General features: G+C 70.7%; 26 protein-coding genes and 7 tRNA genes. 13 read left to right on the top strand and 20 right to left on the bottom strand.

The window, feature by feature from the left end; all coding sequences use genetic code 11:
* Positions 1 to 74: 74 nt before the first annotated feature.
* The 4 genes from ACIOJD_RS29280 to pgsA form a co-directional block, all read right to left on the bottom strand.
* Positions 75 to 620, bottom strand: coding sequence for a hypothetical protein (locus ACIOJD_RS29280; RefSeq protein WP_401883210.1), 546 nt, complete (start codon positions 618 to 620; stop codon positions 75 to 77).
* Between the two features lie 497 nt (positions 621 to 1,117).
* Positions 1,118 to 2,278 carry a glycosyltransferase family 4 protein gene (locus ACIOJD_RS29285; protein WP_401919018.1) on the bottom strand — a complete coding sequence of 387 codons (1,161 nt, stop codon included), beginning with the start codon at positions 2,276 to 2,278 and terminating at the stop codon, positions 1,118 to 1,120.
* Positions 2,275 to 3,198, bottom strand: a complete 924-nt coding sequence (locus ACIOJD_RS29290) for a phosphatidylinositol mannoside acyltransferase (protein ID WP_401919020.1) — start codon at positions 3,196 to 3,198, stop codon at positions 2,275 to 2,277. Before ACIOJD_RS29290 ends, ACIOJD_RS29285 begins: the two co-directional genes overlap by 4 nt.
* The gene (gene pgsA, locus ACIOJD_RS29295; protein WP_401919022.1) at positions 3,195 to 3,863 is read right to left on the bottom strand and encodes a phosphatidylinositol phosphate synthase; all 669 of its coding nucleotides are present in this window, start codon (positions 3,861 to 3,863) and stop codon (positions 3,195 to 3,197) included. Before pgsA ends, ACIOJD_RS29290 begins: the two co-directional genes overlap by 4 nt.
* A gap of 252 nt (positions 3,864 to 4,115) precedes the next feature.
* Here pgsA and ACIOJD_RS29300 point away from each other — a divergent pair, with 252 nt between their 5' ends.
* Both ACIOJD_RS29300 and ACIOJD_RS29305 read left to right on the top strand, forming a co-directional pair.
* Positions 4,116 to 6,323, top strand: a complete 2,208-nt coding sequence (locus ACIOJD_RS29300) for an elongation factor G-like protein EF-G2 (protein WP_401919024.1) — start codon at positions 4,116 to 4,118, stop codon at positions 6,321 to 6,323.
* Positions 6,324 to 6,618: 295 nt separating this feature from the next.
* Positions 6,619 to 8,274: a hypothetical protein gene (locus tag ACIOJD_RS29305; protein ID WP_401919026.1), complete on the top strand. Its 1,656-nt coding sequence runs from the start codon at positions 6,619 to 6,621 to the stop codon at positions 8,272 to 8,274.
* Positions 8,275 to 8,296: 22 nt separating this feature from the next.
* Here ACIOJD_RS29305 and ACIOJD_RS29310 read toward each other — a convergent pair whose 3' ends face one another.
* Positions 8,297 to 8,860: an HIT family protein gene (locus ACIOJD_RS29310; protein WP_401919028.1), complete on the bottom strand. Its 564-nt coding sequence runs from the start codon at positions 8,858 to 8,860 to the stop codon at positions 8,297 to 8,299.
* Between the two features lie 65 nt (positions 8,861 to 8,925).
* On the opposite strand from ACIOJD_RS29310, the gene ACIOJD_RS29315 reads away from it, so the two are divergent.
* Positions 8,926 to 9,591 (top strand): potassium channel family protein, encoded by a 666-nt coding sequence (locus ACIOJD_RS29315; protein ID WP_401919030.1) that lies wholly within the window; start codon positions 8,926 to 8,928, stop codon positions 9,589 to 9,591.
* A 37-nt stretch (positions 9,592 to 9,628) separates the two neighbouring features.
* Here ACIOJD_RS29315 and thrS read toward each other — a convergent pair whose 3' ends face one another.
* The 3 genes from thrS to ACIOJD_RS29330 form a co-directional block, all read right to left on the bottom strand.
* On the bottom strand, positions 9,629 to 11,611 hold the full coding sequence (gene thrS, locus ACIOJD_RS29320; protein WP_401919032.1) for a threonine--tRNA ligase: 1,983 nt from the start codon (positions 11,609 to 11,611) through the stop codon (positions 9,629 to 9,631).
* A 135-nt stretch (positions 11,612 to 11,746) separates the two neighbouring features.
* Positions 11,747 to 12,997 carry a hypothetical protein gene (locus ACIOJD_RS29325; protein ID WP_401919034.1) on the bottom strand — a complete coding sequence of 417 codons (1,251 nt, stop codon included), beginning with the start codon at positions 12,995 to 12,997 and terminating at the stop codon, positions 11,747 to 11,749.
* Complete coding sequence (locus tag ACIOJD_RS29330) at positions 12,997 to 13,563, bottom strand: DUF4365 domain-containing protein (RefSeq protein ID WP_401919036.1); 567 nt, start codon at positions 13,561 to 13,563, stop codon at positions 12,997 to 12,999. Before ACIOJD_RS29330 ends, ACIOJD_RS29325 begins: the two co-directional genes overlap by 1 nt.
* A gap of 189 nt (positions 13,564 to 13,752) precedes the next feature.
* On the opposite strand from ACIOJD_RS29330, the gene ACIOJD_RS29335 reads away from it, so the two are divergent.
* Positions 13,753 to 14,478, top strand: a complete 726-nt coding sequence (locus tag ACIOJD_RS29335; protein ID WP_401919037.1) for a 3'-5' exonuclease — start codon at positions 13,753 to 13,755, stop codon at positions 14,476 to 14,478.
* A gap of 85 nt (positions 14,479 to 14,563) precedes the next feature.
* Here the strand turns inward: ACIOJD_RS29335 and ACIOJD_RS29340 are convergent.
* From ACIOJD_RS29340 to ACIOJD_RS29350, 3 genes are all read right to left on the bottom strand, one after another.
* A tRNA-Val gene (locus ACIOJD_RS29340) sits at positions 14,564 to 14,635 on the bottom strand.
* A 305-nt stretch (positions 14,636 to 14,940) separates the two neighbouring features.
* Positions 14,941 to 15,012, bottom strand: a tRNA-Val gene (locus ACIOJD_RS29345).
* A 54-nt stretch (positions 15,013 to 15,066) separates the two neighbouring features.
* Complete coding sequence (locus tag ACIOJD_RS29350) at positions 15,067 to 15,546, bottom strand: TIGR02611 family protein (protein WP_401919039.1); 480 nt, start codon at positions 15,544 to 15,546, stop codon at positions 15,067 to 15,069.
* A 190-nt stretch (positions 15,547 to 15,736) separates the two neighbouring features.
* Between ACIOJD_RS29350 and ACIOJD_RS29355 the strand changes: the two genes are divergently transcribed.
* Both ACIOJD_RS29355 and ACIOJD_RS29360 read left to right on the top strand, forming a co-directional pair.
* Positions 15,737 to 16,150, top strand: a complete 414-nt coding sequence (locus ACIOJD_RS29355) for an SsgA family sporulation/cell division regulator (RefSeq protein ID WP_003959770.1) — start codon at positions 15,737 to 15,739, stop codon at positions 16,148 to 16,150.
* A 217-nt stretch (positions 16,151 to 16,367) separates the two neighbouring features.
* On the top strand, positions 16,368 to 16,937 hold the full coding sequence (locus tag ACIOJD_RS29360) for a CGNR zinc finger domain-containing protein (RefSeq protein WP_401919041.1): 570 nt from the start codon (positions 16,368 to 16,370) through the stop codon (positions 16,935 to 16,937).
* Positions 16,938 to 16,940: 3 nt separating this feature from the next.
* Here ACIOJD_RS29360 and ACIOJD_RS29365 read toward each other — a convergent pair whose 3' ends face one another.
* Positions 16,941 to 17,093: a hypothetical protein gene (locus ACIOJD_RS29365; protein WP_401883245.1), complete on the bottom strand. Its 153-nt coding sequence runs from the start codon at positions 17,091 to 17,093 to the stop codon at positions 16,941 to 16,943.
* Between the two features lie 160 nt (positions 17,094 to 17,253).
* Positions 17,254 to 17,703 (bottom strand): hypothetical protein, encoded by a 450-nt coding sequence (locus tag ACIOJD_RS29370; protein ID WP_401919043.1) that lies wholly within the window; start codon positions 17,701 to 17,703, stop codon positions 17,254 to 17,256.
* Between the two features lie 194 nt (positions 17,704 to 17,897).
* On the opposite strand from ACIOJD_RS29370, the gene ACIOJD_RS29375 reads away from it, so the two are divergent.
* On the top strand, positions 17,898 to 18,413 hold the full coding sequence (locus ACIOJD_RS29375) for a DsbA family protein (protein WP_401919045.1): 516 nt from the start codon (positions 17,898 to 17,900) through the stop codon (positions 18,411 to 18,413).
* A gap of 6 nt (positions 18,414 to 18,419) precedes the next feature.
* Here the strand turns inward: ACIOJD_RS29375 and ACIOJD_RS29380 are convergent, their stop codons facing one another.
* The 3 genes from ACIOJD_RS29380 to ACIOJD_RS29390 form a co-directional block, all read right to left on the bottom strand.
* The gene (locus tag ACIOJD_RS29380) at positions 18,420 to 19,259 is read right to left on the bottom strand and encodes a GNAT family N-acetyltransferase (protein WP_401919047.1); all 840 of its coding nucleotides are present in this window, start codon (positions 19,257 to 19,259) and stop codon (positions 18,420 to 18,422) included.
* A 75-nt stretch (positions 19,260 to 19,334) separates the two neighbouring features.
* Positions 19,335 to 20,156 (bottom strand): aminotransferase class IV, encoded by an 822-nt coding sequence (locus ACIOJD_RS29385; protein ID WP_401919048.1) that lies wholly within the window; start codon positions 20,154 to 20,156, stop codon positions 19,335 to 19,337.
* A complete protein-coding gene (locus ACIOJD_RS29390) occupies positions 20,157 to 21,242 on the bottom strand; it encodes a chorismate-binding protein (RefSeq protein WP_401919050.1) in 1,086 nt (361 codons plus the stop codon).
* A 157-nt stretch (positions 21,243 to 21,399) separates the two neighbouring features.
* Here ACIOJD_RS29390 and ACIOJD_RS29395 point away from each other — a divergent pair.
* From ACIOJD_RS29395 to ACIOJD_RS29415, 5 genes are all read left to right on the top strand, one after another.
* A tRNA-Gly gene (locus tag ACIOJD_RS29395) sits at positions 21,400 to 21,472 on the top strand.
* A gap of 37 nt (positions 21,473 to 21,509) precedes the next feature.
* Positions 21,510 to 21,583: transfer RNA gene (locus ACIOJD_RS29400), tRNA-Cys, on the top strand.
* A 1-nt stretch (position 21,584) separates the two neighbouring features.
* Positions 21,585 to 21,656, top strand: a tRNA-Val gene (locus ACIOJD_RS29405).
* A 20-nt stretch (positions 21,657 to 21,676) separates the two neighbouring features.
* Positions 21,677 to 21,748, top strand: a tRNA-Val gene (locus ACIOJD_RS29410).
* A gap of 29 nt (positions 21,749 to 21,777) precedes the next feature.
* Positions 21,778 to 21,849 (top strand) — tRNA-Val (locus ACIOJD_RS29415).
* A 60-nt stretch (positions 21,850 to 21,909) separates the two neighbouring features.
* Here ACIOJD_RS29415 and ACIOJD_RS29420 read toward each other — a convergent pair.
* The 4 genes from ACIOJD_RS29420 to ACIOJD_RS29435 form a co-directional block, all read right to left on the bottom strand.
* Complete coding sequence (locus tag ACIOJD_RS29420) at positions 21,910 to 22,209, bottom strand: zf-TFIIB domain-containing protein (protein WP_401919052.1); 300 nt, start codon at positions 22,207 to 22,209, stop codon at positions 21,910 to 21,912.
* 7 nt (positions 22,210 to 22,216) lie between these two features.
* Positions 22,217 to 23,248 carry a phosphotransferase family protein gene (locus ACIOJD_RS29425; protein ID WP_401919054.1) on the bottom strand — a complete coding sequence of 344 codons (1,032 nt, stop codon included), beginning with the start codon at positions 23,246 to 23,248 and terminating at the stop codon, positions 22,217 to 22,219.
* A gap of 461 nt (positions 23,249 to 23,709) precedes the next feature.
* Positions 23,710 to 23,916: a hypothetical protein gene (locus ACIOJD_RS29430; protein ID WP_401919055.1), complete on the bottom strand. Its 207-nt coding sequence runs from the start codon at positions 23,914 to 23,916 to the stop codon at positions 23,710 to 23,712.
* A gap of 187 nt (positions 23,917 to 24,103) precedes the next feature.
* Positions 24,104 to 24,361: a hypothetical protein gene (locus ACIOJD_RS29435; RefSeq protein ID WP_401919056.1), complete on the bottom strand. Its 258-nt coding sequence runs from the start codon at positions 24,359 to 24,361 to the stop codon at positions 24,104 to 24,106.
* A 205-nt stretch (positions 24,362 to 24,566) separates the two neighbouring features.
* Between ACIOJD_RS29435 and ACIOJD_RS29440 the strand changes: the two genes are divergently transcribed.
* Positions 24,567 to 25,763 carry a serine/threonine-protein kinase gene (locus ACIOJD_RS29440; protein ID WP_401919385.1) on the top strand — a complete coding sequence of 399 codons (1,197 nt, stop codon included), beginning with the start codon at positions 24,567 to 24,569 and terminating at the stop codon, positions 25,761 to 25,763.
* Positions 25,764 to 25,769 lie beyond the last annotated feature (6 nt).

The raw sequence follows: 25,769 nt of genomic DNA on the forward strand, positions 1-25,769 counted from the left end.
GGCCGGTGGATCGTTCTCCTCGCCCCGGACCTCCGCCAGGTCAGGTCCCCGGCCGGTCATGTCCCCGTACTGGCTCAGGTCCCCGGCCGGTCCGCCAGCGCGACGGGCGGCTCGTCGTCCATCTCGAATGCGAGCGGAAACGGCGCGTGTCCGGCGAGCCGGAACCAGCGGACCTTACGGTGCCTGCGCAGGGCTCGGGCGGCCCGTACGGCGTCGTTGTGGAACCGTCGGGCCATCGGTACGCGCCGTACCGCGGCGGCGAGTTCACCCGCCGCAGCCTCGCCACCGGGAGCCGCCTGTACGACCTCGACCTGCGCGGCTTCCCCGAACACGGCGCGCAGCGCCTGGCTCAGCTCACTCTCCGCGACCTCCCGCTGGTCCTCCTCGGCCTGCCGTGCGGCGTGCGCGGCCTCGTACAGCAGGAGGGACGCGGCGGGATCCAGCACGTTCGAGGTGGCCAACTCCTGGGTGACCGAGGCGCGCCGGAGCAACTGCGCGTCGAGGGCGGCGCGGGCGGCGTCGATACGGGTGTGCAGGCGGTCGAGACGGCCGGCGGTCCAGCTGAGGTAGAGGCCGATCGCGACGACGGCCACGACGATCCAGACAAGGGTTTCGATCACGGACGCCAACGGTATCGCCTTCCGGCGGGGGGACGGGGTGCGGTGCGGTGTGTGGGTGGTGCGGGGCCCGGGGCCTCCGGAGGCGCATGTCCGGACTGCATGATTTACGGCGCGTGCGGGCTTGTTTTGGAGTGCGGGCCGAGCAGCGCCACAAATCACGCTCTACGTCCGGACACATCACCTCCTGCGACCCCGCCCCCCTCCCGCCGGTTCCCCGTCTGCCGGCCGGTGGGACATCCCTCTCCGCCCGCCTGCCCGGTGGGGGTGGTCTGTGGCGGGCGGTGAAGGGGGCCGCGCAGGGGTCGTGTCCGGAACGTAAAGCGTGATTTGTGGCGCACGACAACCAGTACGCCGAGATCCGGTCCGCACGTGCCGTAAATCATGCAGTGCAGGACATGGCCCCTGCGCGGCACCCGGCAACAACCCGCACACGAAAACCGCGCCCCCGCCAACAACGCACCCCCAAACCACGGCCCCCGCCGGACGGCGTACCGCGTTCAGTCGCGCGCCAGCCCGAACCTCGCCCGCAGGCCCGTTCGTTCGTCCGTCGCCACCGACGCCGCGCCGTCCGTCACCGTCTCGTACACCGCCAGAATGTCCGCCCCCACCGTCGACCAGTCGAAGCGCCGCACATGCGCGCTCCCCCGCTCCCGCAGCTCCGCGCGCCGCTCCGCGTCACCCAGCAGTCGTACCGTCGCGCCCGCCAGCGCGTCCGCGTCCTCGTTCGTGAAGAGTTCGCCCGCCGCGCCCTGGTCCAGGACCTGCGCGAACGCGTCCAGGTCGCTCGCCAGGACGGCCGCGCCCGCCGACAGCGCCTCGACGAGGATGATGCCGAAACTCTCGCCGCCCGTGTTGGGCGCGATGTACAGGTCGACACTGCGCAGCAGCCGCGCCTTGTCCTCGTCGCTGACCATCCCGAGGAACTCGACCCGCGCCCGCATCTCCTCGGGCAGCGATTCCACCGCTTCCTTCTCGTCGCCGCGCCCCGCCACCAGCAGCCGTGTCTCCGGATAGGTGGCGAGGATCTTCGGCAGGGCCCTCATCAGCACCGGGAGCCCCTTGCGCGGCTCGTCGATCCGCCCTATGAAGCCGATCGTGCGCCCTTGCCACGCCGGGTTGATCTCGGCCTTGGCGAAGAAGTCGACGTCGACGCCGTTCGGGATGACCACGGCGTCACCGCCCAGGTGCTCCACCAGCGTCCGCCGCGCGTACTCGCTCACGGCGATCCGCGCGCTGATCTTCTCCAGGGCGGGCTGGAGGATCGGGTACGCGGCGATCATCGCGCGGGAGCGCGGGTTGGACGTGTGGAAGGTCGCGACGATCGGGCCCTGCGCGGCCCAGCAGGAGAGCAGGCCCAGCGACGGGGAGGCCGGCTCGTGGATGTGGATCACGTCGAACGTGCCGTCGTGCAGCCAGCGCCGCACCCGCGCGGCCGAGAGGAAGCCGAAGTTCAGCCGGGCTACCGAGCCGTTGTACGGCACGGGGACGGCGCGGCCGGCGGAGACGACGTACGGCGGCAGCGGGGTCTCGTCGTCCGCGGGGGCCAGGACGGACACCTCGTGGCCCAGCCGGATCAGGTGCTCCGCCAGGTCCCGGATGTGGAACTGGACGCCGCCCGGCACATCCCAGGAGTACGGGCAGACGATGCCGATCTTCACCGGGGCCCCCCGACCGGCTCGTCCGCGCGGGGTTCGAGGTCCGCGAGCCACAACCGCTGCAACATGTGCCAGTCCTCCGGGTGTTCGGCGATTCCGGTGGCGAAGGCGTCGGCCATCGCCTGCGTCATCACCGACGTCTTCTCGGCGCGGGTCCCCGTCTCGGGCACGTCGACCGGCGGGTACACCCGCCCGCGCATCACTTGTGAATCGTCGAACCACAGGGCCACCGGCATCAGCAGCGCCCCGGTCTGCTGGGCCAGCAGACCGGGGCCGGCCGGCATCCGGGCCGTGTCGCCGAAGAAGTCGACCTCGACGCCGGACTCCGACAGATCGCGGTCGGCGACCAGACAGACCAGGCCGCCGTCCCGCAGCCGCCGTGCGAGCGTGCCGAAGGCGGAGCCGCCGGTGTGCGGCAGTACTTCCATGCCGAGGCCCTCGCGGTAGGCGACGAACCGGTCGTACAGCGTTGCCGGTTCGAGCCGTTCGGCGACCGTCGTGAAGGGCACGCCCTGCCGGGTGAGCCAGGCTCCGGCGAGGTCCCAGTTGGCCATGTGGGGCAGCGCCAGGACGACGCCCCGCCCGGCGGCGAGGGCATCGGTCATGAAGGCTATGTCCTTGATCTCGACGCCGTCGCTCACCCGCTCCCTGCTCCAGGAGGGCAGCCGGAACGACTCCATCCAGTAGCGCATGTACGACCGCATGCCGGCCTTCGACAGCTCGGCGAGCCGCTCGGGCCCGGCGTCGGGCACCACGCGGGCCAGGTTGGACTCCAGGCGCAGCACGCTCTTGCCGCGCCGCTTCCACACCAGGTCGGCGATGGTGCGGCCGAGGGCCTTGGCCACCGGCTCGGGGAGCTTCTTGACCACGCCCCAGCCGAGTCCGTACAGCGCGTCCGTCATCCGGTCCTTCGCGGCGCTCATGACGCTGCCCCGCTTCCCCGCGGGGTCCCGGACTCCGCGTCGGCCTGGGCCGCTTCGCGCCGTACGGTGACGACGCGCTGCCCGAGCGTCACCAGGCTGCCCACGGCCACGATCCACAGCGCGATCGGCAGCAGGATGTCGATGCCGGGGACGCCGAAGGTGTGCAGCCCTGCGAGACCGGCCGCGACGAGGGAGATGACCAGCCGTTCGGCGCGCTCCACCAGACCGTTGACGGCCACCGGCAGACCGATGGACTCGCCGCGTGCCTTGGTGTACGAGACGACTTGGCCACTGGCCAGGCAGAAGATCGCGACGGCGCACAGCGCGTTGTTGTCGCCGGTGCCCGCGTACCAGAGCGCGAAGCCGCCGAAGACGGCGCCGTCGGCGACCCGGTCCAGGGTCGAGTCCAGGAAGGCGCCCCAGCGGCTGGAGATCCCCGCCTGCCGGGCCATATTGCCGTCGAGGAGGTCGGAGAAGACGAAGATCGTGATGACGATGGTGCCCCAGAAGAACTCCCCGCGAGGGAAGAAGACCAGCGCACCCACCATCACTCCGGCCGTACCGATGAGCGTGACCGCATCCGGACTGACTCCACGACGGAGAAGAAATGCGGCGAACGGTGTGAGGACACGCGTGAAGAATGCACGCGCGTACTTGTTCAGCATGGCCTTCCCGAGGTTCGGTGGGCCGAGCGGCCCCTACGGCCACCGGCTGACCCATCGTAGCCAGGACCGCCACACCGTACCGGTGGGCACCCGCATCAGGCCTGCGGGTACGACGTATGGACGCACCATGGCGGGAGTGCGAAGCTCGAAGGACCACCGCGGGCATCGCCGGAGCTGCCGCGCGGCTCCTGCGGACCGCGCCTCACTTCTCTCTCCAACCCTCACCGTGAAAACGATCGGGAGGCAGGAATCATGGGCGACAAGGCGCATACACACCCCGGGGCCGCCGGCAGGGGGGCGACGGCCGACCGTCCCTCGTCGGTACGGAACGTGGTGCTGGTCGGCCACAGCGGCTCGGGAAAGACCACCCTCGTCGAGGCCCTCGCGCTCACCGCGGGGGCGGTCAACCGGGCGGGCCGGGTCGAGGACGGGGCGACGGTCTCCGACTACGACGAGATCGAGCACCGCCGGCAGCGTTCCGTACAGCTCTCGCTCGTCCCCCTGGAATGGGGCGGGTACAAGATCAATGTGCTGGACACTCCCGGCTATGCCGATTTCGTCGGGGAACTCAGGGCCGGTCTGCGGGCAGCGGACGCGGCCCTTTTCGTTGTGTCGGCCGCGCAGGAGGCTCAGGCCGTGGCGGGTACGACCCGCACCGTCTGGGAGGAGTGCGCGGCGGTCGGCATGCCGCGCGCGATCGTCGTCACGCATCTGGACACGGCGCGCACCGGCTTCGACGAGATGACCCGGATCTGCGCGCGGATCTTCGGCGGGGACGATCCCGACGCCGTACTGCCGCTGTATCTGCCGGTGTACGGCGCTCAGGGCCCCGACGGGCACGCCCCGGTCACCGGGCTGACCGGGCTGCTCTCCCAGAAGATCTTCGACTACTCGTCCGGGGAGCGCCGGGAGAATCCGCCCGATCCGGGCCGGCTGCCACTGATCGAGGAGGCCCGCGGCCGGCTGATCGAGGGGATCATCGCCGAGAGCGAGGACGAGACCCTCATGGACCACTACCTCGGCGGCGGCGTGGTCGACGTCAAGACGCTGATCGCGGACCTGGAGAAGGCGGTGGCGCGCGGCATCTTCCATCCGGTGCTCGCGGCGGCTCCCGCTCCGGACGGTGCCCGCCAGGGGCTGGGAACCGTCGAGCTGCTCGACCTGATCACCGGCGGTTTCCCGACCCCGCTGGAGCGCCCGGCCCCCGAGGTCACCACCCCGGACGGCACCCCGCGCCCGGGGATCAGCTGCGATCCGCAGGGTCCGCTGGTCGCCGAGGTGGTCAAGACCGCCTCCGACCCGTACGTCGGAAGGATCTCCCTCGTACGGGTCTTCTCCGGCACGCTGCGGCCGGACGAACTGGTGCATGTCTCGGGCCACGGCCTCGCCGACCGCGGCCACGAGGACCACGACGTCGACGAGCGGACCGGCGCGCTCTCGTCCCCCTTCGGCAAGCAGCAGCGCGTGCTGGCCCACTGTGTCGCCGGAGATCTCGCCTGCGTCGGGAAGCTGTCCCGCGCCGAGACCGGGGACACCCTGTCCGCCAAGGACGATCCGCTGCTCATGGAGCCGTGGACCATGCCCGACCCGTTGCTGCCGCTCGCCGTCGAGGCCCACGGCAAGGCGGACGAGGACAAGCTGTCCCAGGGGCTCGCCCGGCTGGTGGCCGAGGACCCGACGATGCGCCTGGAGCAGAATCCGGACACGCGTCAGGTGGTGCTCTGGTGCCTGGGCGAGGCGCACATGGATGTGGCGCTGGACCGGCTGCGCGGCCGGTACGGGGTCCAGGTGGACGCCGTACCGTACCGGGTCGCGCTGCGCGAGACCTTCGGCGAGAAGTCGGCGGGTCGCGGCCGTCATGTGAAGCAGTCCGGCGGCCACGGCCAGTTCGCGATCTGCGAGATCGAGGTCGATCCGCTGCCTCCGGGGTCCGGTGTCGAGTTCGTCGACAAGGTGGTGGGCGGGGCGGTGCCCCGGCAGTTCATCCCCTCCGTCGAGAAGGGCATCCGCATCCAGGCGGCGCGCGGGGGCGCGGCGGGCCATCCGCTGGTCGACATCCGGGTCACCCTGCTCGACGGGAAGGCCCACTCGGTGGACTCCTCCGACGCCGCGTTCCAGACGGCCGGCGCCCTCGCGCTGCGGGAGGCGGCCGGCGAGGCCGCCATCCATCTGCTGGAGCCGGTCGCCGAGGTACGGGTCATGATCCCCGACGAGTACGTGGGGCCGGTGATGAGCGACCTGTCGGGACGGCGCGGCCGGGTCGTCGGCACCGAACAGGCGGGCCCGGGAAGGACCTTGGTCAAGGCCGAGGTGCCGGAGCTGGAGATCGGGCGGTACGCCGTGGACCTGCGGTCGGTCTCGCACGGCACCGGCCGGTTCAGCCGCTCGTACAGCCATCACGCGGCCGTTCCACCCGCCGTGGCCGACACGTTCCACGAACGGGAGGCGAGCAACGCGTAGCCGATCCCGCACAGTTGGTGCGGCGGGCGGCTCCGGGGAGACGTCGCCGGGTGGTGACCTGGTGCGGATCACGTGACGGGCCGGTGCCGCCGGGGCGAAGGCCCGGTGGAGGTCCCGCCCGCGCCCGCGGCCGGAGGCCGCCCGGAGAGCGAACCGGTGGCTGAAGAGAGCCAGGACCCATGACGCGAACGGTGCCGCCCGGTTACGCTGTGGTGCCCAGCTCCAGCAGGTGTGCGGGGCACGTGGGCCGGGAACCGGCCCCGGCGAACGGATGCTTGGCGGCGAGGGGGCGGCAGTGGCGGACAACGTATTCGACTTCAGCCCGGGGGCACAGGTCCCGCTCACGGGCGCGGCCGGGCAGACGGCGGCGACGCACGCCCTCGCCTCGGCGGCGTACCGGGACAGTCCGGTCGAGGAGATCCTCAAGGCCGACAACGAGTGGCACAAGTCCGGTGTGTCGAAGGGCAAGTTCTCGCTCTTCGAGCCAAATCTGGGCGAGGCGTTCTCCCGGGCCGTGCAGATGCGGACGCTCGGTGGCGGCCGCGGCGCGCTGATCCAGTCCTTCGGCATGGAGCCGCAGACCGTGGTCGAGCACGCCCTGGCCGCTACGCACATCCGTAAGGAGCGGGACAAGAAACTGACCGCGGTGACCGCGCTGTTCGGGGTGCTCTTCCTGCCCGGTCTGCTGGTCTGGCTGGCCGTGTTCCAGCTGCGCCGCACCATGGCGGGATCGAAGGACAAGCGGGCCGGCCTGCTGGGCGGCGTCCTGCTGACGGCAGTGGCGGTCCTGGCCGTGCTCTTCCTGATCAAGCTGCCGTTCACCGGCGTCCTGGGCTGGTATCTGCGCGGCATGATCGTCGCCCCCGTCATCGGCTGGGTGCTCGCCAAGCGGATCTGCGAGGCCACCGCGAAGGATCTGCGCCTGCGCTGGGACAACCTCCTCTCCGGCGGCGGCCTCGGCGCCAAGATCCCCGACGCCGTCCCGGGCAACCCGGGAGACTCGGCCAGGGAGGCGCTGCGCCAAGGGCTGCACCAGCTCACCGCCGAGCAGCACTCGAACGTGGTCTTCTACGCCGGTCCCAAGGGGATACTCGGCATGGGCACCCGCTGGGGCAGCTGGCAGCTCGCGGAGGAGCTGGTCTCCAAGGAGCCGGGCAAGGACATCCACCAGTTCCGCAGCTATGACGTGATACGGGCGATCCACGACCAGATGAAGCTGCTGGAGCGGGGCCCGCTCAACTCCGGTGGTTTCCCGAAGCCTTCGGTCACGCACTGGATCGTGGTGCCGGTCGGTGAGGGCGCCGGTTCCGTGTCCCGGCCCGACGGTCAGGATGTGGAGGCGTACCAGGTCAAGAGCCACGAGATACAGCGGATCTGCAACCACCAGCAGTTCGGCAGTGGCAACCGCCACTATCTGGGTGTGCAGTTCGTCCTCTGGGACGGCCAGTTGGTGATCACCATGATGATCACGGTCACCGTCCTTCACGAGACGCTGCGGATCGAGGTGACGGGGCACGCCCTGGGCCCGGTCCACGGCCTGTTCACGACGAAGTCCTCGCCGAAGACCGTCACGCGCGCCAAGACGGTCCGGTTCTGGGAGACCACCTCGCACACGCTGCCGCTGGTCACGCCGCGCGAAGCGGTCCGGCTCGCGGTGCGCGCGCCGTTCACCTGGTATCCGCCGATCCTCGACTTCCTCGGCGGCAAGCTGTCGCTGCCGGAGCCCTTCGGCCTGCGGCACGCCTGGGCCGACCAGCCCTGGCGTCACCGCTTCATGGCCGACGACGCGATGCGCGCCGCGACGCCGGTGCTGCGGGTGGCGCACAACGCGGCGCTGAAGGTGCTCCAGGAGCACGGCGTGGACACCGACCGCTTCAGCAGCCGGTCGTCCTCCCTCAGCGGCGCGGTGCAGGACCTGTCCCCGAAGAAGGCCGACGCCTACGACGCGTAGCGACGGCCCTCAGGACGATGGGCTACGGCTGTACGGGCCAGGCATCCGCGAGCATCGCGCGGGTGTCGGCCAGCAGCTGGGGCAGCACCTTCGTATGACCGACGACGGGCATGAAGTTGGTGTCGCCTCCCCAGCGCGGCACCACATGCTGGTGCAGGTGGGCGGCGATCCCGGCGCCGGCCGAAGCACCCTGGTTCATCCCGATGTTGAAGCCGTGCGCCCCGGAGGCCGTACGGAGCGCGGTCATCGCACGCTTGGTGAGCAGGCCCAGTTCGGCGGTCTCGGCCTCGTCCAGCTCGGTGTAGTCGGCGACATGCCGGAAGGGCACGACCATCAGATGCCCGCCGTTGTACGGGTACAGGTTGAGCACCGCGTACACCCGCTCACCACGGGCGATGATCAGGCCGTCCTCGTCGGACTTGGACGGGATGGAACAGAAGGGACAGCCGTCCTCGGCGCCCGGCCCGGTGGGCTTGTTCTCGCCCTGGATGTAGGCCATCCGATGGGGCGTCCACAGGCGCCGAAACGCGTCCTGGGTCCCCACTCCGATCTGCTGCTCCGGCTCACTCGTCATGGTGTGCAGCATATGACTTCGACGGCGCGAAGCGTGTCGCCGGGCCCGTTCCTCAAGCCCCCCGGGATGCTGGGGCGATGTATGTCCAGAATGAACCGGACCGGCTGCGCCACTGGGACCGGCGCATGGATCTGCCCCTTCTCCTGGCCTCGCCGGTCTTCCTCGCCTGCTACGCGGTACGCGTCCTGAACCAGAGCCCCGACCCGATCTGGCGCGACCTCGCGCTGTCCCTGGCCCTCCTGATCTGGGCAGTCTTCGCCCTGGACTTCGGGGTACGGCTGGTGCTCAGCGGCCAGGGTCTGCGGTTCGTACGGTCGCACTGGCTGGACACCGTCGTCCTCGTACTGCCCCTGCTGCGCCCCCTGCGGATCGTGAACACGTATGTGGCCGTGCAGCGTCGGCGGGACCGCCCCCGGCTCAGTCTGTACGGGCGGGTGATGGCGTACGCGGGACTCACCTCCGGCCTGCTGAGCTTCGCCGCCGCGCTCGCCGTCTACCAGCAGGAGCGCGGCGCGCCGGGCGCCACCATCCGTACCTTCGGCGACGCGGTGTGGTGGGCCTGCTCGGCGATCACCACTGTCGGCTACGGGGATGTGACGCCCGTGACGCCGCTCGGCAGGCTGTTCGCGGTGTTCCTGATGGCCTGCGGTGTGGCGCTGCTGGGGGCGGTGACCGGTTCGTTCTCGTCGTGGCTGGTCCAGGTCTTCGACCGGGAGGACAAGGAGGGGGCCACGGGAAGCTGACGCTTTCCCGGGCCCCCTCCTGCCGGCCGCCGGTACGTCAGACCTGCACGCGCTCCTCGACGACCTTCGCGATCTTCGCGATGGCCTCGTCGACCGGGATGCCGTTCTCCTGCGAACCGTCGCGGTAGCGGAACGAGACGGCACCGTTGGCCATGTCCTCGTCACCCGCGATGATCATGAACGGAACCTTCAGCTTCTGATGGTTCCTGATCTTCTTCTGCATCCGGTCCGAGGAGGAGTCCACCTCGACCCGGAGCCCCTTCCGCTTCGCCGCCTCGGCGAACTCCTGGAGATACGGCACATGCGCGTCGCCGATCGGGATGCCCACCGCCTGCACCGGCGCCAGCCACGCCGGGAACGCGCCCGCGTAGTGCTCCAGCAGCACCGCGAAGAACCGCTCGATCGAGCCGAACAGCGCGCGGTGGATCATGACCGGCTGCTGGCGCGAGCCGTCCGCCGACGTGTACTCCAGGCCGAACCGCTTGGGCTGCTGGAAGTCGACCTGGATGGTCGACATCTGCCAGGACCGGCCGATCGCGTCCTTCGCCTGGACGGAGATCTTCGGCCCGTAGTAGGCCGCGCCACCCGGGTCGGGCACGAGCGGAAGCCCCTGCTTCTCCGCTGCCACGCGCAGCGCCTCGGTGGCCTCCTCCCACTCCGCGTCCTCGCCGATGAACTTGTCGGACTCGGGGTCGCGGGTGGACAGTTCCAGCTCGAACTCGGCCAGGCCGTAGTCGCGCAGCAGGTCGAGCACGAAGGTGAGGAGCGAGTCCAGCTCCCCGGCCATCTGCTCCTTGGTGCAGTAGATGTGCGAGTCGTCCTGCGTGAAACCGCGCGAGCGGGTCAGGCCATGCACGACGCCCGACTTCTCGTACCGGTACACGGTCCCGAACTCGAAGAGCCGCAGCGGCAGTTCACGGTAGGAACGCCCACGACCCTTGAAGATCAGGTTGTGCATCGGGCAGTTCATGGCCTTGAGGCGGTAGTTCTGGCCGTCGAACTCGATGGGCGGGAACATGCTGTCGGAGTAGTTCGGCAGGTGCCCCGAGATCTCGAAGAGATGCTCCTTCGAGATGTGCGGGGTGTTCACGAACTCGTAGCCGGAGTCCTCGTGCCGCTTGCGCGAGTAGTTCTCCATCTCCTTGCGGATCACGCCACCCCTGGGGTGGAAGACCGCGAGCCCCGGGCCCAGCTCGTCCGGGAAGGAGAACAGGTCGAGCTCGGTGCCGAGCTTGCGGTGGTCACGCTTCTCGGCCTCGGCCAGGAACTCCAGGTACGCCTTGAGCTCGTCCTTGGTCGGCCACGCGGTGCCGTAGATGCGCTGGAGCTGCGGGTTCTTCTCGCTGCCGCGCCAGTAGGCGGCAGCCGAGCGCATGAGCTTGAACGCCGGGATGTTCCGGGTGGTGGGCAGGTGCGGACCCCGGCAGAGGTCCTTCCAGCACAGCTCGCCGGTCTTGGCGTCGAGGTTGTCGTAGATGGTCAGCTCGCCGGCACCGACCTCGGCGTCGGCGCCGTCGGCGGCCTGCGCGGCATTGCCCTTGAGGCCGATGAGCTCCAGCTTGTACGGCTCGCCGGCCAGCTCCTCGCGCGCGGCCTCGTCGCTGGTGACCCGGCGCGAGAACCGCTGCCCGCGCTTCTGGATCTCCTGCATCTTCTTCTCGATGGCCTTGAGGTCATCGGGGGTGAAGGGGGTCTCGACATCGAAGTCGTAGTAGAAGCCGTCCTTGACCGGCGGGCCGATGCCCAGCTTGGCCTCCGGGTGCAGCTCCTGCACGGCCTGCGCCATCACATGCGCGGTGGAGTGGCGCAGGATGGCGAGGCCGTCCTCGGAGGAGATCTCGACGGGCTCGACGACCTCACCCTCACCGATCTCGTAGGCGAGGTCCTTCAGCTCACCGCCCACACGCGCGGCGACGACGGTGCGCTCGCCGGGGAAGAGCTCGGCAGCCGTAGTGCCCGTCGTCACCACGCGCTCTTCCCGCTCGGAATCGCGTTGGATGATCACACGGACGTCTGACACCGGTCTCTCCTGACTCACGGGGCGCGACAGCGAACACTGCGCGCTGTGAATCGTACCGAGCCCGGAGGACCGCTCGCGAAACGGTTTGCCGTGAGGGCCGCCGAGGCCCGTCACCACGCTCCCCGGCAGCTGCCGTCAGGCGTCCCCGCCGGATGCCTCCTCGAAGAAATCCGCGTCCTCCTGGAGGGATTTCAGCAGCCGGTCCCGCTCCGTCTCGTCCACCTGGACAGCCACCACACCGCTCGCGTCGGTGAGCCTGCGGAACCCTCCCCGGCTCTCCAGCCGGCCCACCACCCGGATGGGCAGCCCGACCAGATGCGCGTGCCCGGCGATGCGGTACGACTCCTCGTCGAGCGCCACCCGTATGTGCGGGATCTCCGCCCCGGCCAGCACGCGCAGCCGGACGGACCCGTCGCCGGCGGCCCCGGACCGGCGCATCCGGACCACCGCGCCGGTGATCCGGACCGGCACGGACGGCTCGTCCCGCAGATAGCGCCTGCTCGCCTCGCGCAGGGCCGGCAGATCGCCGGGCGAGAACTCGACGGGCTCGGGACGGGCCGCGCACCCTTCCGGCACGCCCGCGCCCGGCGCCCACGCCAGGGCGATCCTGGCGCCTTCCGTACCCCGCACGAGCGCCACGAGTGCCTCCGTGAGCTCCCGGCTCACGCCTGCCGCCACCGCCGCGTCGAACGCGTCCATGCCGCCGGTGGCCCGCTGGTAGTCGGTGGCCTCGCGGGCCGCGCACAGCGCGTGGTGGAGCTGTACGGCGAGGTCCCTCCCGGCCGTCACGGGCAGGAAGGCGGTCAGCTCGCGGCCGCCGGGCGAGGGGCCCGTCAGCACCCCTTCGAGGGTGGCCTGGGCCTGCCTGCGGTGGCGCGCTCCGTAGTAACCGGCCTTGGCCCGTACCGCGAGCGCCCCGGCCAGCAGCAGTTGCCGCGCCGCCGTACGCAACTGTTCCTGCACGGTCCAGGCCACCGCGCCGAGCGGCCCCGGCGGTACGTCACGCCACCAGCGGATCTCGTCGCTGGGCACGGCGAGCCCGACGAGCACCTGCCGCGCGGACGGGGCCGCGCTGCGCGCGAGCGCGGTGAGGGCTTCGGAGAGCAGGTCCTCGCAGTCCGGGAAGGCGCGGCTCTCCGGGACGAGCAGACTCGTGCCCCTGCCGGGCCCCGGCGGCGTCCAGCGGGCATAGCGCCCGGGTGCTCCGCCCCGTCGCCGCCAGCCGTACCGGGCGAGCAGCGCGCCGAGGACGGCGGGATCGGTCCCGGTGGGGTCGGGGTCCTGGGCCACTCCCCCGGTCCAGGCCCCGGGAATCGCGGGTGCCGGGCGGGCGCGGTCACCTGGCGGTATCGCCTCGTCGACCGGCTCGTCGGACGGCGGGTTCATCACGGTCTCCCTCCCGACCCGACCCGGGTCATGATCTCGCAGAGCGCCCGGTCGTCGAAGATCCGTGCGGTGGCGACGCGCACGGTGGTGCGGTACCGGCCGGTCACCGGATGGCCCGCCAGATTGATCCAGTAGCAGCAGTGCCTGAGATCGAGCCGGTCGTGGCCGGCCCGCAGCCATTCGTCCTGGGTCCTGGGCACGATCATCACCATCAGGATCTTGTGCACCGAGACAGGGGTACGGGCGAGCTTCACCAGATGCTCGTTGTCGAGAGCGAAGGAGAAGGCCAGCCCCTGCGGATGGGCCGCGAGCTGATACGTGCTCTTGAGCTGCACCTTGATGGTCGCTTCGTCGTCCGCGAGGTGCCCGGGACTGCTGTGACTCACGTGCCAGTCGATGCCGTTGTCGGGAAAGGGCTGACTGAGGGAGCAGCCGGCGGCGGCCGCGACCGCGTGGAGGTAACCCACCTGGAGGGTCTCCATGCAGGCGGTGGTGGCGAGCGCTCCGCGCAGCGGCGCTAACCGCTCGGGCAACAGCCCGCCCGGGTCGGGCTTCGCGAGAGCCATGGCTCTGGTGCCTTCCGGGCCGTACCGGTCAGTTGGTACGACGGGCTGCCATCTTCCTTGCCCGCCACCTGTGTTGTCACCCTCCGGAGCCCTCCGTAAACGGCGCGTACCGCACCACCTGTCCGGGTATCACCGGTTCGGGCGGTTGGAATGAACACCATCTGCCGTGTATGCGCGAGGAGTTCGGGGATGACGTATTGGTACGAGGGGCCACTGGCCGCATTCGACACCGAGACGACAGGGGTGGACGTCGAGGAGGACCGGATCGTGTCCGCCGCCCTCGTCGTCCAGGACATGGCGGGGGCGCGACCGAGGGTGACCCGCTGGCTGATAGATCCGGGGGTCCCGGTGCCGGAGGCGGCCACCGCGATACACGGTCTCACCGACGATTTCCTGCACCGCAACGGCCGTTGGCCGGCCCCGGCGGTGGACGAGCTGGCCGACGCGGTGGCCGGGCAGTGCGCCGCGGGCCGGCCGCTGGTGGTGATGAACGCTCCGTTCGATCTGACGATTCTCGACCGTGAACTACGGCGCCACCGGGCCTCGTCACTGGACCGCCGCCTGGAGGGCGTCCCGCTGTGCGTACTGGACCCGAAGGTCCTCGACCGGCATCTGGACCGCTACCGCAAGGGCCGCCGCACGCTCACCGACCTCTGCGCCCAGTACGAGGTGGAGCTGGACGGGGCACACGACGCGGCCGTCGACGCACTCGCGGCACTGGAGGTGGTACGGGCGGTCGGCCGCCGTTTCGCTTCGCGGATGGAGCGACTGAGCGCCGCCGAGCTGCACACGCTCCAGGCCGTGTGGCACGCGGCGCAGGCACGGAGCCTGCAGACGTGGTTCGCGCGGGGCGGCGCGGAGGAGACGGTGGACACCGCGTGGCCACTGCGGCCCGAACTGCCCGCCGCCGCCTGATTCGCCGTCACCCGGCCTCGCGACGGCAGTTGGCGGCCGGAACGCGCGAAGGCCGGTCCGTCGCTGACGGACCGGCCTTTCCCGGTGGGCGATACTGGGTTCGAACCAGTGACCTCTTCGGTGTGAACGAAGCGCTCTCCCACTGAGCTAATCGCCCGGGAACGCACTGAACCATACAGGCCCGCGCGGGCTTCGTTCAAACCGAATGAGGCGCACCCGCCCCGGCATCAGGGGCTCGGGGGACCGATGGCGTCGTACGTGGCACGCACCGCACCCCGCGACCACGCGGAAGCTTCCGCCACACACTCAGGAGCGGGCGCCCACCGGCCGGATCCGGCCCGAATCGACGCACACAGAGGCCAGTTGCCGGGCGCGGGACGGGAACACCGGGACGGGGTCCGGGCCGGGAACGACCGAGGCCCCGAAGACCTGTGCGGTCTTCGGGGCCTGCGGCTGCGGACGTGGGCGATACTGGGTTCGAACCAGTGACCTCTTCGGTGTGAACGAAGCGCTCTCCCACTGAGCTAATCGCCCGGGTGCACCGCACACATTACCCCATGTCAGCGGCGCTCCAGGACGCCTGCCGGTTCACTGCTCGATCTTCCACGGCATGACGATTCCGAACAGCCAGAGGTAGATCCCGACCAGCACGGCGATGATCACCAGGCCGACGGTGGTGAGGATGATGTTCCGGCACCGGACCTTGGGGTCGAGGGCCTTCTGGGCCGCTTCGGTGACCTTGCGCCGGGTCCAGCGGAGCACCAGCTGCGCCCAGACGAACTCGGTCGCCCAGATCGCCATGCCGCCGAAGATCACCAGCCAGCCGGGGCCCGGCAGCACGAGCATGAAGACGCCCGCGACCACCACCGCGAGACCGACGACGAAAACGCCGACCTGCCAGCTCAGGTGGAGCGGCCGTGACGCCTTGATGAATCTCGGCGCGCGCGAGCCCAGCTCCCGCGGCTCCCGCTCGGGCGCCGCCGCGGCGTCGCCCGTCACGTCCCCCGTCGCGGGCCGTGTGGCCGTCGACACGATGCTTTTCCCCCGCTCGTCACTCTGCGCATGCATGGCGCCCAACCTACCGGAATCCTGTGCGTCACTGGAATGGCGGTATGGCCCGAAGTCACACACCGCCGTACGAGCTACCCGAAGGATCACAAAACAGACAGAGGGGTTTACAACGGCACCGTAGGTGGCATGTCGATTTCGCCGACGTGCGAATCCCCGAGCGCACACTGAGCGAAAGGCCCTGGCGCTTATGAACACCACGGTCAGCTGCGAGCTGCACCTGCGCCTCGTTGTATCCAGCGAGTCCTCACTGCCTGTACCGGCGGGCCTGCGGTATGACACGGCCGATCCTTACGCCGTGCACGCCACCTTCCACACCGGAGCCGAAGAGACGGTCGAGTGGGTCTTCGCCCGCGACCTTCTCGCCGAGGGGCTGCACCGGCCCACCGGTACCGGCGACGTCCGAGTCTGGCCATCCCGCAGTCACGGTCAAGGCGTCGTCTGCATCGCTCTGAGCTCCCCGGAGGGCGAAGCCCTGCTCGAGGCCCCTGCCCGGGCCCTGGAGTCGTTCCTCAAACGGACCGACGCCGCAGTGCCACCCGGCACCGAGCATCGTCACTTCGATCTCGATACGGAGCTCTCTCACATCCTGGCCGAGAGCTGAGCCAGGCCGAGAGCTGCTCGGCGCCGTCCGACTCGGGGAGACGGCGCCGTGCGGAAAACCGCATACGGAGGACACCGGCGCCGTCGCCGCGGAAACCACCGCTGCGACGGCGTCGGCGCTCTCCCGGCGGGCCTGTGCCCCGCCACTGCCGCCTGGGCAGCGACTACAGTCGGCGGGATCGGCGGGCACCGGCCCGCGGCAGGCCAGGGAGCGGATCGTGCTCATTCCACACGACACCCGGAGCGCACTGGACACCGTCGTCGATCTGGTGAACACCGCGCCGCAGGACGGTACGGGCGACTCGGCGGCCGACCGGCTCGCCGACCTCGACGCGCTGTACGAGTTCGTACGGAACCAGAACGTCAGCGGTGTGGGTGACCTCGACGAACGGGATCTGCGGGCCGTACGGGCCGTACGGACACGCTTCGCGGAGGTCCTCGCGGCGCCGGATCCACGTACCGCGGCCGACCTGATCAATCAGCTGGTGGCCGCCGCGGGGACCACTCCGCAGCTGACCGACCACGACGGCTACGACTGGCATGTCCACTACTTCGCGCCGGGCGCCTCGGTCGCCGATCATCTGGCCGCCGACTGCGGCATGGCTCTGTCCTTCATGGTCGTGGCCGGCGAGCAGGAACGGCTGCGACGCTGCGAGGCCCCGGACTGCGGGCACGCGTTCGTCGACCTGTCGCGCAACCGCTCGCGCCGTTACTGCGACAGCCGCACCTGCGGCAACAGGCTGCATGTGGCCGCCTACCGGGCACGCCGCAAGGAAGCGGCCGGCTGACCTTCACAGCAGAAACAGATCGTGCACCGCTGCCATGAGCAACAGCGAGCCGATCACCGCCAGGAAGATCATCAACGGCGGCTGGGAGAGCGCGAAAAGGCAACCGCGCTGCTCATCGGTGGGTGCGGGGGGCTGCCCCCGGGAGGTATCGAGCATCTCGGGGCGATCATGACGCAACCGGGAGGCACCCGTTGACCAACACGTGTCACCAGGCCGGGAGTTCATCATATTCCGTGGATTGTGACCGGGAATCCCCTACGGAATCGGCACACCTGTGGTGCGTGCCACCGGCCCCCTGGACAGGGGCCTGGTCAGGTCAGATGCCGTGCTTCTTGAGGATGGCCTCGATATCGCTGAAGTCGTCACCGGACTGTGCGGCGGACTGCTTGGGCTTCGACCGGGTGACGGGCTTGTCGCCGGCGCCCAGTGAGGGCGCGGACGCGGCGGGCTCGACCGCTCCGCCCTGCCGCGCCGCCTTGGCCGCCGCGCGACGCTCCTTGCGGGTCCCGCCGCCGCGCCGCTCCACCGCGCGGGTCGTCATGAAGAGCAGCCACGCCACCGCGAGGACGGCGAAGCCCGCCCACGCCGTCGGGCTGAAGGCCGTATTGGCGACCCATTTCACGAGGCCCGTCATCACCAGTCCCGCCGGGACCAGCGCATAGGCGGCGATACGGGCCGCCGCGAGGAATCGCTTGCGGTACGCCGTGATCGCGGCGATACCCAAACCCGCCGCTGACACCGCCGCGCAAATGGTCTCGGCAATCATCGGGTCCTCCAGGCAGAGCGTGTCATCGGCCGAACAGTCCTTGTCTCCATCCTGCACCTGGCAGGCAGGTCGGGGCCACGGTCCGGGGCTGCGGCCGGGTGGATCTCGGGGAGATATCGGGGACCTCGTCATCCCCAGGTCCCGGTCGGGGGCGGCGGTCCGCGCACGGTCCGCGTACTGGGAGACTGGCCTCCATGAGCGACTCCACGACCGCGCGTCCCGTCGTCCTCGACGTCTGGTACGACCTCCAGTGCCCCGACTGCCACAGCGCACTGGAGGATCTGCGGGCCCTGCGCGCCCGCTACGGAGGCCGATTGGAGCCGCGGCTGCGCCACTACCCCCTGGAGAAGCACAAGCACGCCTACGCGGCCGCGCAGGCCGCGGAGGAGGCCGCCGAGCAGGGGCAGGGCTGGCCGTACGCGGGAGCGCTGCTGGCCCGTACGGCGGACCTGGCGGCCAAGGGCGAACCCGTCCTCCTGGACGTCGCGCGCGAGCTGGGGCTGGACGCCGAGGAGTTCGACACCGCCCTGATCGACGGCCGTCATCTGCTGATCGTCGACGCCGACCAGGCCGAGGGCAAGGCGATCGGGGTCACCGGTACACCCACGTACGCCATCGACGGTGAGCTGCTGCACGGCGGCAAGAGCCAGGAGGGGCTGCGCGAGCGGATCGAGGAGATCGTCGAACGGCTCGCGCCGGACACCGCGTAAGGCCTGTCAGAGCAGCCGCTTCACGTGGTTGCGGACGGTCGTCTCGTACCCGAGCGATTCGTACAGCCGGACCGCTGGAGTGTTGTCCGTGAAGACGTGCAGGCCCAGCAGCGTGTCCCCGGCCTCCAGGGCGACCCGCTCGGCCAGCAGCATCAGCGCACGGCCGTAGCCGTTTTGGCGCCGGTCCTCGGCGACGGCCACGTCGTACACGTACGACGCCCGCTCGCCGGGGCGGACCTCGCGCGGCGCGACCCAGAGATGGCCAACGACGTCTCCCCCGTGGACCAGGACACTCATCGAGATCCCCGGGGTGGCGAGACCGTCGGGCAGGATGTCCCGGTGACTGGCCTCGGCGTTGGCGCGCGCTTCCTCCGGCGGCATGCCGTGGTCGGTCCAGCTCCGTGCGTAGCGGTCGACGGTCTGGGCCGCCCAGGCCGTGTACTCGTCCTCGGTCATGGCACGGCCCTCGACGCCCGCCGGGAGAACCGGTGGTCCGGGCGGCAGTTCCTTGAGCATCTTGCGGCTGCGCTCGGTGTAGCCGAGGGACTCCAGCAGGCGCAGCGCGGGGACGGCGCCGGCCGGTGCGGACGCCTGTACCTCACCGCATCCCCAGCCGCGCAGCACCTCTTCGGCCGCGAGCGCGGCTACGGTGGCCCGGCCGCGGCGACGGTCGGGTTCGTCGATCCGCAGCGAGCGCACGATCCCGCAGGGGGGACCTGAGCCGGGGTCCGTGGCCAGCTCGATCGTCCCGACGGGACGGCTGTTCACGCGGACCTCGTAGGTGCGTGACTTCGCGCCGTTGTCGGCCAGTTGGAGCGGCCCGGTCGGCCGCAGGGTGGTGGTCATCACCGGAGTTGTACCCACGGCGCGGTACCGAGTCATCCGATTTACGGATCCGGCACCGCGCCTGCTCCGGTCCGGCTACGGGTCCAGGTCGGCGCCGGCCCGTTCCTCGAAGACGCGCATGGCCTTGCTGGTCACCGGCCCGGGGGCGTCGGGCAGTTCACGGTTGTCGATGCGGTGGACGGCCTGCACGTCGCGTGTCGACGAGGTCAGGAAGATCTCGTCCGCGCGCTCCAGCACATCCAGCGGAAGATCGGTCTCGCGGGCACCGGACCATTCGAGGACCAGAGCACGGGTGATTCCGGCGAGGCAGCCGGAGGCGAGGGGCGGGGTGTGCGCTTCGCCGTCGATGACGACGAAGACATTGGTGCCCGTGCCCTCGCAGAGCCGCCCGACCGTGTTGGCGAGCAGTGCCTCGGAGGCGCCCTGCTCGCCCGCGCGGGCCAGGGCGACGACGTTCTCCGCGTACGACGTGGTCTTGAGCCCGGCCACGGCACCGCGTTCGTTGCGTGTCCAGGGGACGGTGACGGCGGCGGTGGTGTCGGGTCGGCGCTGGATCTCACCGGCGGCGACGACCAGGGTGGGGGCCTGCGTTCCGCGTGTGGAGCTGAGAGGGGAGAGTCCGCCGGTGTAGGTGATCCGCAGGCGGCCCAGCGCCATGGGGTTGGCGTCCAGGACGGCCGTACAGGCGTGGCGAATCCGGTCGTGGTCGGGCTCGGGCATCCCGAGACCCCTGGCCGAACGCGTCAGCCGGTCCAGATGCCGGGTGAGGGCGAAGGGCCGCCCCTGCACCGCCTTGACCGTCTCGAAGATGCCGTCGCCGACGGTCAGTCCATGATCGAACACGGACACCAGGGCGCCTTCGGCCGCCAGCAGTCCGTCGTTGACCCAGATCTTCATCTACTCCGTCCTTCCGCTCGCCTCGTACGCTCCGGACCCGCGCACTCCGGACTCATCCACTCCCGACGCTATCGCGAGCAGCCGGAACGCCTTCAGTTCCGTCTCTTCCCACTCCCTGTCCGGATCGGATCCCCAGGTGATCCCGGCGCCGGCGCCGAAGCGCAGCACCGGGCTCCGCTCAGCGGTCCGGTCGATCCAGAAGGTCCGTATCCCCACGGCGAGTGCCGCCGTGCCCCGGTCGGCGTCGACCCAGCCGATGGCGCCGCAGTAGGGGCCGCGCGGGGCCGTCTCCAGCTCCTCGATGATCTTCAGCGCGCTGGACTTGGGGGCGCCGGTGACCGAGCCGGGCGGGAAAGTGGCGGGCAGCAGCTCCGGCCAGCCCGCCTTCCGCGCGAGTTCGCCCCGTACGGTCGAGACGAGATGGACGAGCCCGGGGTGCTGTTCGACCGCGCAGAGCGCCGGGACCGTCACGGAGCCGGTGGCGCAGACGCGGCCCAGGTCGTTGCGGACCAGGTCCACGATCATGACGTTCTCGGCGTGGTCCTTCTCCAGCAGGTCCGCCGCGGTACGGCCGGTGCCCTTGATCGGGCCGGACTCGACCGTGCGGCCCGATCGCCGCAGGTAGAGCTCGGGCGAGGCGGTGGCGATCTCCACGCCGTGCCCCGGAAGCCGGAAGGTCCCGGCGTACGGGGCCGGGTTGTCACGGGCCAGCAGAGCCGTCAGCGCGTCGACGTCGGCCACGGCCGGATCGGGCAGCGGCGCGGAGAGTACGCGGCAGAGGTTGACCTGATAGACGTCGCCCGCCGCGATCCGTTCGCGGACGCGGCGTACGCCGGTGATGTACGCGGTGCGGTCGAGCGACGACGTCCAGCCACCGGCGTCGGGTCCCCGCCACCGCCCCGGCGTGGGTACGGGCACCGGTTCGGTCCGCACGTCGTCGAAACGGGCGCAGGTCAGATGCCCTTCGAAGTCCGCGGCCACGGCCCAGAACCCGGCGGAGTCGAGCGCCTCCGGATCATGGGTGACATCCCGCAGACCGGAGGCGACGAGGCCGCCGAAGCGGGCCATCGGAGCGAGGTCGTGCACGATTGCGAGTCTAGAACAGCCTCCGTCGGGCCACTCGGGCCTGAACCTGCGGCAAACGCACCGCAGCACGCTGCGGAAACGCGTTTTTGTACTGGCCCCGGAATCCGCTAGAGTTCAACACGTCGCCGGGGCGTGAAGACGGACCGGGAAACGACACGCGGACGTAGCTCAGTTGGTAGAGCGCAACCTTGCCAAGGTTGAGGTCGCCAGTTCGAACCTGGTCGTCCGCTCGAATGTGGGGGATCTTTTGCGGACCCCCGCACTCCTGGTGGAGTGGCCGAGAGGCGAGGCAACGGCCTGCAAAGCCGTCTACACGGGTTCAAATCCCGTCTCCACCTCCAAGGACGATTAGCTCAGCGGGAGAGCGCTTCCCTGACACGGAAGAGGTCACTGGTTCAATCCCAGTATCGTCCACTGGATCCATCCGGATTCCCGCGCGATTAGCTCAGCGGGAGAGCGCTTCCCTGACACGGAAGAGGTCACTGGTTCAATCCCAGTATCGCGCACGCAGTAGGCAGCAAACGCAGGGTGACCTGCGCGATTAGCTCAGCGGGAGAGCGCTTCCCTGACACGGAAGAGGTCACTGGTTCAATCCCAGTATCGCGCACTGTCGAAAAGCCCCCGGTCGGATCCACGACCGGGGGCTTCGTCGTGCCGCCCGCCTCGGTCAGGAGGAGAAGAGCATCCGGCCGAAGCCCTGACGGTGGTGACCGCCGTGGTGGCCGCCATGATGCCCACCGTGGTGCTGCGGGGCTCCCCAGGCGGGCGCGGGCGCACCCGGGTAGGCCTGCGGGGCCGGCGGTCCGGGCGGCGGCGGGGCCTGCTGCGACCACTGCGACTCCAGGCGGGTCAGGGACTCCAGCTCGCCGTAGTCGAGAAAGATCCCCCGACAGCCGCTGCACTGTTCTATCTGGACGCCATTGCGGTTGTACGTATGCATCGGTGCATGGCACTTCGGACACTGCATCGTCGGCTCAGCTCCTCGCCGTTCGTCTGGCATCGCCGGAACACGTGTCCGGCGACGGTCGGTTCAGCCTACGACGACCAGGTGTTTCCAACTCGGGCGGGAGGTCCGCGATTCGGGCACAGGCATCGATCATCAACTGCTCGACCTCATCCGGATCGCGGCCCTCCGCCACGGACTTGGCGACGGCGAGCGCGGCGGTCTGGACGGTGAGCGCGCGGGCGGGGACATCCAGTCGGGGCCATGGATCGCCGACGGCGGGCACGGCGGGGCCGTGCGCGGACCGGTACGCGCCGAGAAAGCGCTGCCAGACCTCCGGGGGCAGCAGCCCGGCGGCGTACCAGGCCGCCGGCCGGGCCAAGTCCCAGGCCGGGTCGCCGATTCCCAGGTCGTCCACGTCGATGAGCAGCCAGGGCCCGTCGGGCGCCGGGTGGCGTACGAGCTGGCCGAGATGCAGGTCACCATGGCAGAGGGCATACGGCCCCGGCGCCCCCGCCTCACCGCGCGCCCAGGCGGGGAGCCGCTCTCCGGCCCGCCGCACGGGTCCTGCGGCGGGGTGCGGCCCGGCTGCGTGCATCCGGGCGAGCGCGAGGGCCACTTTGGCGGGCCCGCACGTGGGCGGCAGGCTGCCGGGGCCGGGCAGGACGGCGAGCGGTACGGCGTGCAGCCGCGCGACGAGTTCCCCGGCCTGCTCCCAGGGGGCGCCGTCGGGGTCGGCCGGGTCGACCGGCGTGCCGTAGGGCCAGGCGGTGACAGGCCGCCCGTACAGGTTCTCGGTATCCGCCGTTAGCGGCGGCAGGAGGATGCCGCCGAGCCGCGGGTGCGCGGCGACGGCGAGCCTGGCGCGGTGACCGGCTGCATCCGTACCACCGGCGTGCGCCTTGGCGACGACCTTGCCGTGCCGTACGACAACTCCGTCCGCCCGGTCCGCGAGCACGTCCTCTTCGTGCCCGCACGCCGGACAGCGGGTTGGGCGACCTCCGGCGGGGTGGGCGGCACCGCGGGCGACGATCCCGAGCGCGCGTATGACGGATGCGGTCACTGGTTTCCCCCGGAGATACGAAGCGTTCCGGCGCGAGCGTACGGGTTCGCCCTCCGGCGGGGGCGTGGTCGGGGTGCGGTACGCCGTCCGGCGAGGGCATGGTCCGGGGCCGGTGAGTGGTTCGTCGCGGGTTGTTGCCGGGTGCCGATCCGGGGCCATGTCCTGCACTGCACGATGTACGGCGCGTGCGGGTCTCGTCGTAGCCGGACGGCCGGTGTGCGCCACACCCAGCAAAAGACCCGCACGCGCCGTACATCATGCCGTCCGGACATGTACCTCCGGAGGCCCCGGCCCCGCACCACCCACACACCACACCGCCCTCGCCGGACGCCGACAGCGCGACGGCCGGTCAGCTCCCCAGCTGACCGGCCGATCGCTGCCGTCCGCCGCACCCCCGTCCCCACGGGGTTGTTGGCCGGATGTCCCCGACCCGGGCCGCTCTCCCGGGCCTGGAGCGCCGCTCAGCGCCCCAGCATCACGCCCACGGACGACGCTTGTGTGACCACCGCGTCCCAGCCGCCGAAAACGACCACGAGCAGCGCCGCCAGAGGAAGGACCATCGCCGTCGCCACCAGCGGATGACGCGTACCGGACTGGCGTCCGCCGAACGCGGCGAATGCCTTGCGCCCCTGCGTCCGGATCATTGCCCGCGATGCCGTGTCCGCCATGGTCCCTCTCCCTGTCCATTCAGCAGCGGCGAGTGTCTGATCTCGGGGGACGAGTGCGCACCCGCCGCTTGACCTCAAGCCTAGGGATCCGGCGGGCCCGGGTCGTCATGCCCGCGTACCCATTCCCGGGCCTCCCCGAGGATGAGCCGTGGACCGGCGGCGTACTCCCCTGGGTGGAGAGGTGGTCCTACGCCTTGGGGTCTTCCCTGAGGGGACGCTCCGAGGAGTCCTCCCTGGGTACCGGCTGCTCGACCAGTGCGAGAACGCGCGTGGCCATGAAGCGGGCCGTCCTGACCACCGCCCCGTTGCGGGTGACTTCACTCACTTCCACCACGCCCCGCCGCACCGCCGTCTCCACCCGGCGGCCCGCCCTGCCGGCCACCACTTCGTACGTCCGTGTCGTGTCACCGGCGTCCACGACTATCTCCACACGGTCACCTTTCACGATCCAATCCCCCTTCTGTGACAGATCTTTGAGATCTCCCGCGGGAGTGGAGGACCTGGGATCCCCCGTCCCCTGACCACTCCTCAAGTTTCCCACCCCGCACTGACAATCGGTCGGTCCGGGAGGGCGCGGCCTATGAGCGCGCCGGGGCGCGGGTACGTAAGCTGTGCCACGTCACACGGACGACCGGGCAGCGGGGATGGACATGGCGATGATGCGGCTCCGGCGCGAGGACCCGCGTGTCGTCGGTTCGTTCAGACTCCACCGGCGGCTGGGCGCGGGCGGCATGGGCGTGGTTTATCTGGGTTCCGACCGGCGCGGCCAGCGGGTCGCGCTCAAGGTGATCCGGCCGGACCTGGCCGAGGATCAGGAGTTCCGGTCGCGGTTCGCCCGTGAGGTGTCCGCCGCGCGGCGGATCCGTGGCGGCTGTACGGCGCGGCTGGTGGCCGCTGATCTGGACGCGGACCGGCCGTGGTTCGCCACTCAGTACGTGCCGGGTCCCTCACTGCACGACAAGGTGAACGAGGAAGGGCCCCTCACCGCCGCCGAGGTGGCCTCGGTGGGCGCCGCGCTGTCCGAGGGGCTGGTGGCCGTGCACGAGGCCGGGGTGGTCCATCGCGATCTCAAGCCGTCGAACATCCTGCTCTCCCCCAAGGGCCCGCGCATCATCGACTTCGGTATCGCCTGGGCGACCGGCGCGAGCACGCTGACGCATGTCGGTACGGCGGTGGGTTCGCCCGGCTTCCTCGCCCCCGAGCAGGTGCGGGGCGCGGCGGTGACTCCGGCGACGGACGTGTTCTCGCTGGGGGCCACGCTGGCGTATGCCGCGACCGCCGATTCCCCGTTCGGGCACGGCAGTTCCGAGGTCATGCTCTACCGGGTGGTGCATGAGGAGGCGCACCTGTACGGGGTCCCGGACGCGCTGGCGCCGCTGGTGCGGGCCTGTCTCGCGAAGGATCCGGAGGAGCGGCCCAGCACCCTCCAACTGTCGATGCGGCTCAAGGAGATCGCGGCCAGGGAGGCCCAGGGGCTCTCCGACAGCCGGCCGCGTGTGCGGCGGGCTCGCGACGGCCAGGAGCTGTCGACGGGGCGGCTGACCGAGCGGTACACGGAGCGCGGCCCCGAGCGGGCCCCTCAGGGGCGTGCGCCGGGCGCTTCCGGTGGTTCGGCCTCCCGTCCGGGGCCGTCGCGGGGCACGGGCTCCTCGGCGCGTACCGGCCGTTCGCGGCCGCCTCGGCCCCGTGGTGATTCCCGTACGGACGGCCGTCAGCGGCCCGGTTCACGGCCGACGTCGGGCGGACTCCGGCCCGCCAACCCGCGACTGCTGCGGCAGCGGCTGATCGTCTTTGTCGTCGTGACCCTGGTGGTCGCCCTGGGGATCGCCGCGGCCCAGCAGCTCTGAGCCGGG

This window comes from Streptomyces sp. NPDC088116, from assembly GCF_044741745.1.
Lineage (GTDB): Bacteria > Actinomycetota > Actinomycetes > Streptomycetales > Streptomycetaceae > Streptomyces.

What these genes read in the sequence shown, in the direction of transcription:
- ACIOJD_RS29370 (WP_401919043.1), bottom strand. Translation starts at nt 17,703, where the DNA reads ATGATTGCCGAGACCATTTGCGCGGCGGTGTCAGCGGCGGGTTTGGGT.
- ACIOJD_RS29355 (WP_003959770.1), top strand. Translation starts at nt 15,737, where the DNA reads ATGAACACCACGGTCAGCTGCGAGCTGCACCTGCGCCTCGTTGTATCC.
- ACIOJD_RS29335 (WP_401919037.1), top strand. Translation starts at nt 13,753, where the DNA reads ATGACGTATTGGTACGAGGGGCCACTGGCCGCATTCGACACCGAGACG.
- ACIOJD_RS29325 (WP_401919034.1), bottom strand. Translation starts at nt 12,997, where the DNA reads ATGAACCCGCCGTCCGACGAGCCGGTCGACGAGGCGATACCGCCAGGT.
- pgsA (WP_401919022.1), bottom strand. Translation starts at nt 3,863, where the DNA reads ATGCTGAACAAGTACGCGCGTGCATTCTTCACGCGTGTCCTCACACCG.
- ACIOJD_RS29365 (WP_401883245.1), bottom strand. Translation starts at nt 17,093, where the DNA reads ATGCTCGATACCTCCCGGGGGCAGCCCCCCGCACCCACCGATGAGCAG.
- ACIOJD_RS29440 (WP_401919385.1), top strand. Translation starts at nt 24,567, where the DNA reads ATGGCGATGATGCGGCTCCGGCGCGAGGACCCGCGTGTCGTCGGTTCG.
- ACIOJD_RS29375 (WP_401919045.1), top strand. Translation starts at nt 17,898, where the DNA reads ATGAGCGACTCCACGACCGCGCGTCCCGTCGTCCTCGACGTCTGGTAC.
- ACIOJD_RS29350 (WP_401919039.1), bottom strand. Translation starts at nt 15,546, where the DNA reads ATGCATGCGCAGAGTGACGAGCGGGGGAAAAGCATCGTGTCGACGGCC.
- ACIOJD_RS29385 (WP_401919048.1), bottom strand. Translation starts at nt 20,156, where the DNA reads ATGAAGATCTGGGTCAACGACGGACTGCTGGCGGCCGAAGGCGCCCTG.
- ACIOJD_RS29430 (WP_401919055.1), bottom strand. Translation starts at nt 23,916, where the DNA reads ATGGCGGACACGGCATCGCGGGCAATGATCCGGACGCAGGGGCGCAAG.
- ACIOJD_RS29380 (WP_401919047.1), bottom strand. Translation starts at nt 19,259, where the DNA reads ATGACCACCACCCTGCGGCCGACCGGGCCGCTCCAACTGGCCGACAAC.
- ACIOJD_RS29315 (WP_401919030.1), top strand. Translation starts at nt 8,926, where the DNA reads ATGTATGTCCAGAATGAACCGGACCGGCTGCGCCACTGGGACCGGCGC.
- ACIOJD_RS29330 (WP_401919036.1), bottom strand. Translation starts at nt 13,563, where the DNA reads ATGGCTCTCGCGAAGCCCGACCCGGGCGGGCTGTTGCCCGAGCGGTTA.
- ACIOJD_RS29420 (WP_401919052.1), bottom strand. Translation starts at nt 22,209, where the DNA reads ATGCAGTGTCCGAAGTGCCATGCACCGATGCATACGTACAACCGCAAT.
- ACIOJD_RS29310 (WP_401919028.1), bottom strand. Translation starts at nt 8,860, where the DNA reads ATGCTGCACACCATGACGAGTGAGCCGGAGCAGCAGATCGGAGTGGGG.
- ACIOJD_RS29290 (WP_401919020.1), bottom strand. Translation starts at nt 3,198, where the DNA reads ATGAGCGCCGCGAAGGACCGGATGACGGACGCGCTGTACGGACTCGGC.
- ACIOJD_RS29300 (WP_401919024.1), top strand. Translation starts at nt 4,116, where the DNA reads ATGGGCGACAAGGCGCATACACACCCCGGGGCCGCCGGCAGGGGGGCG.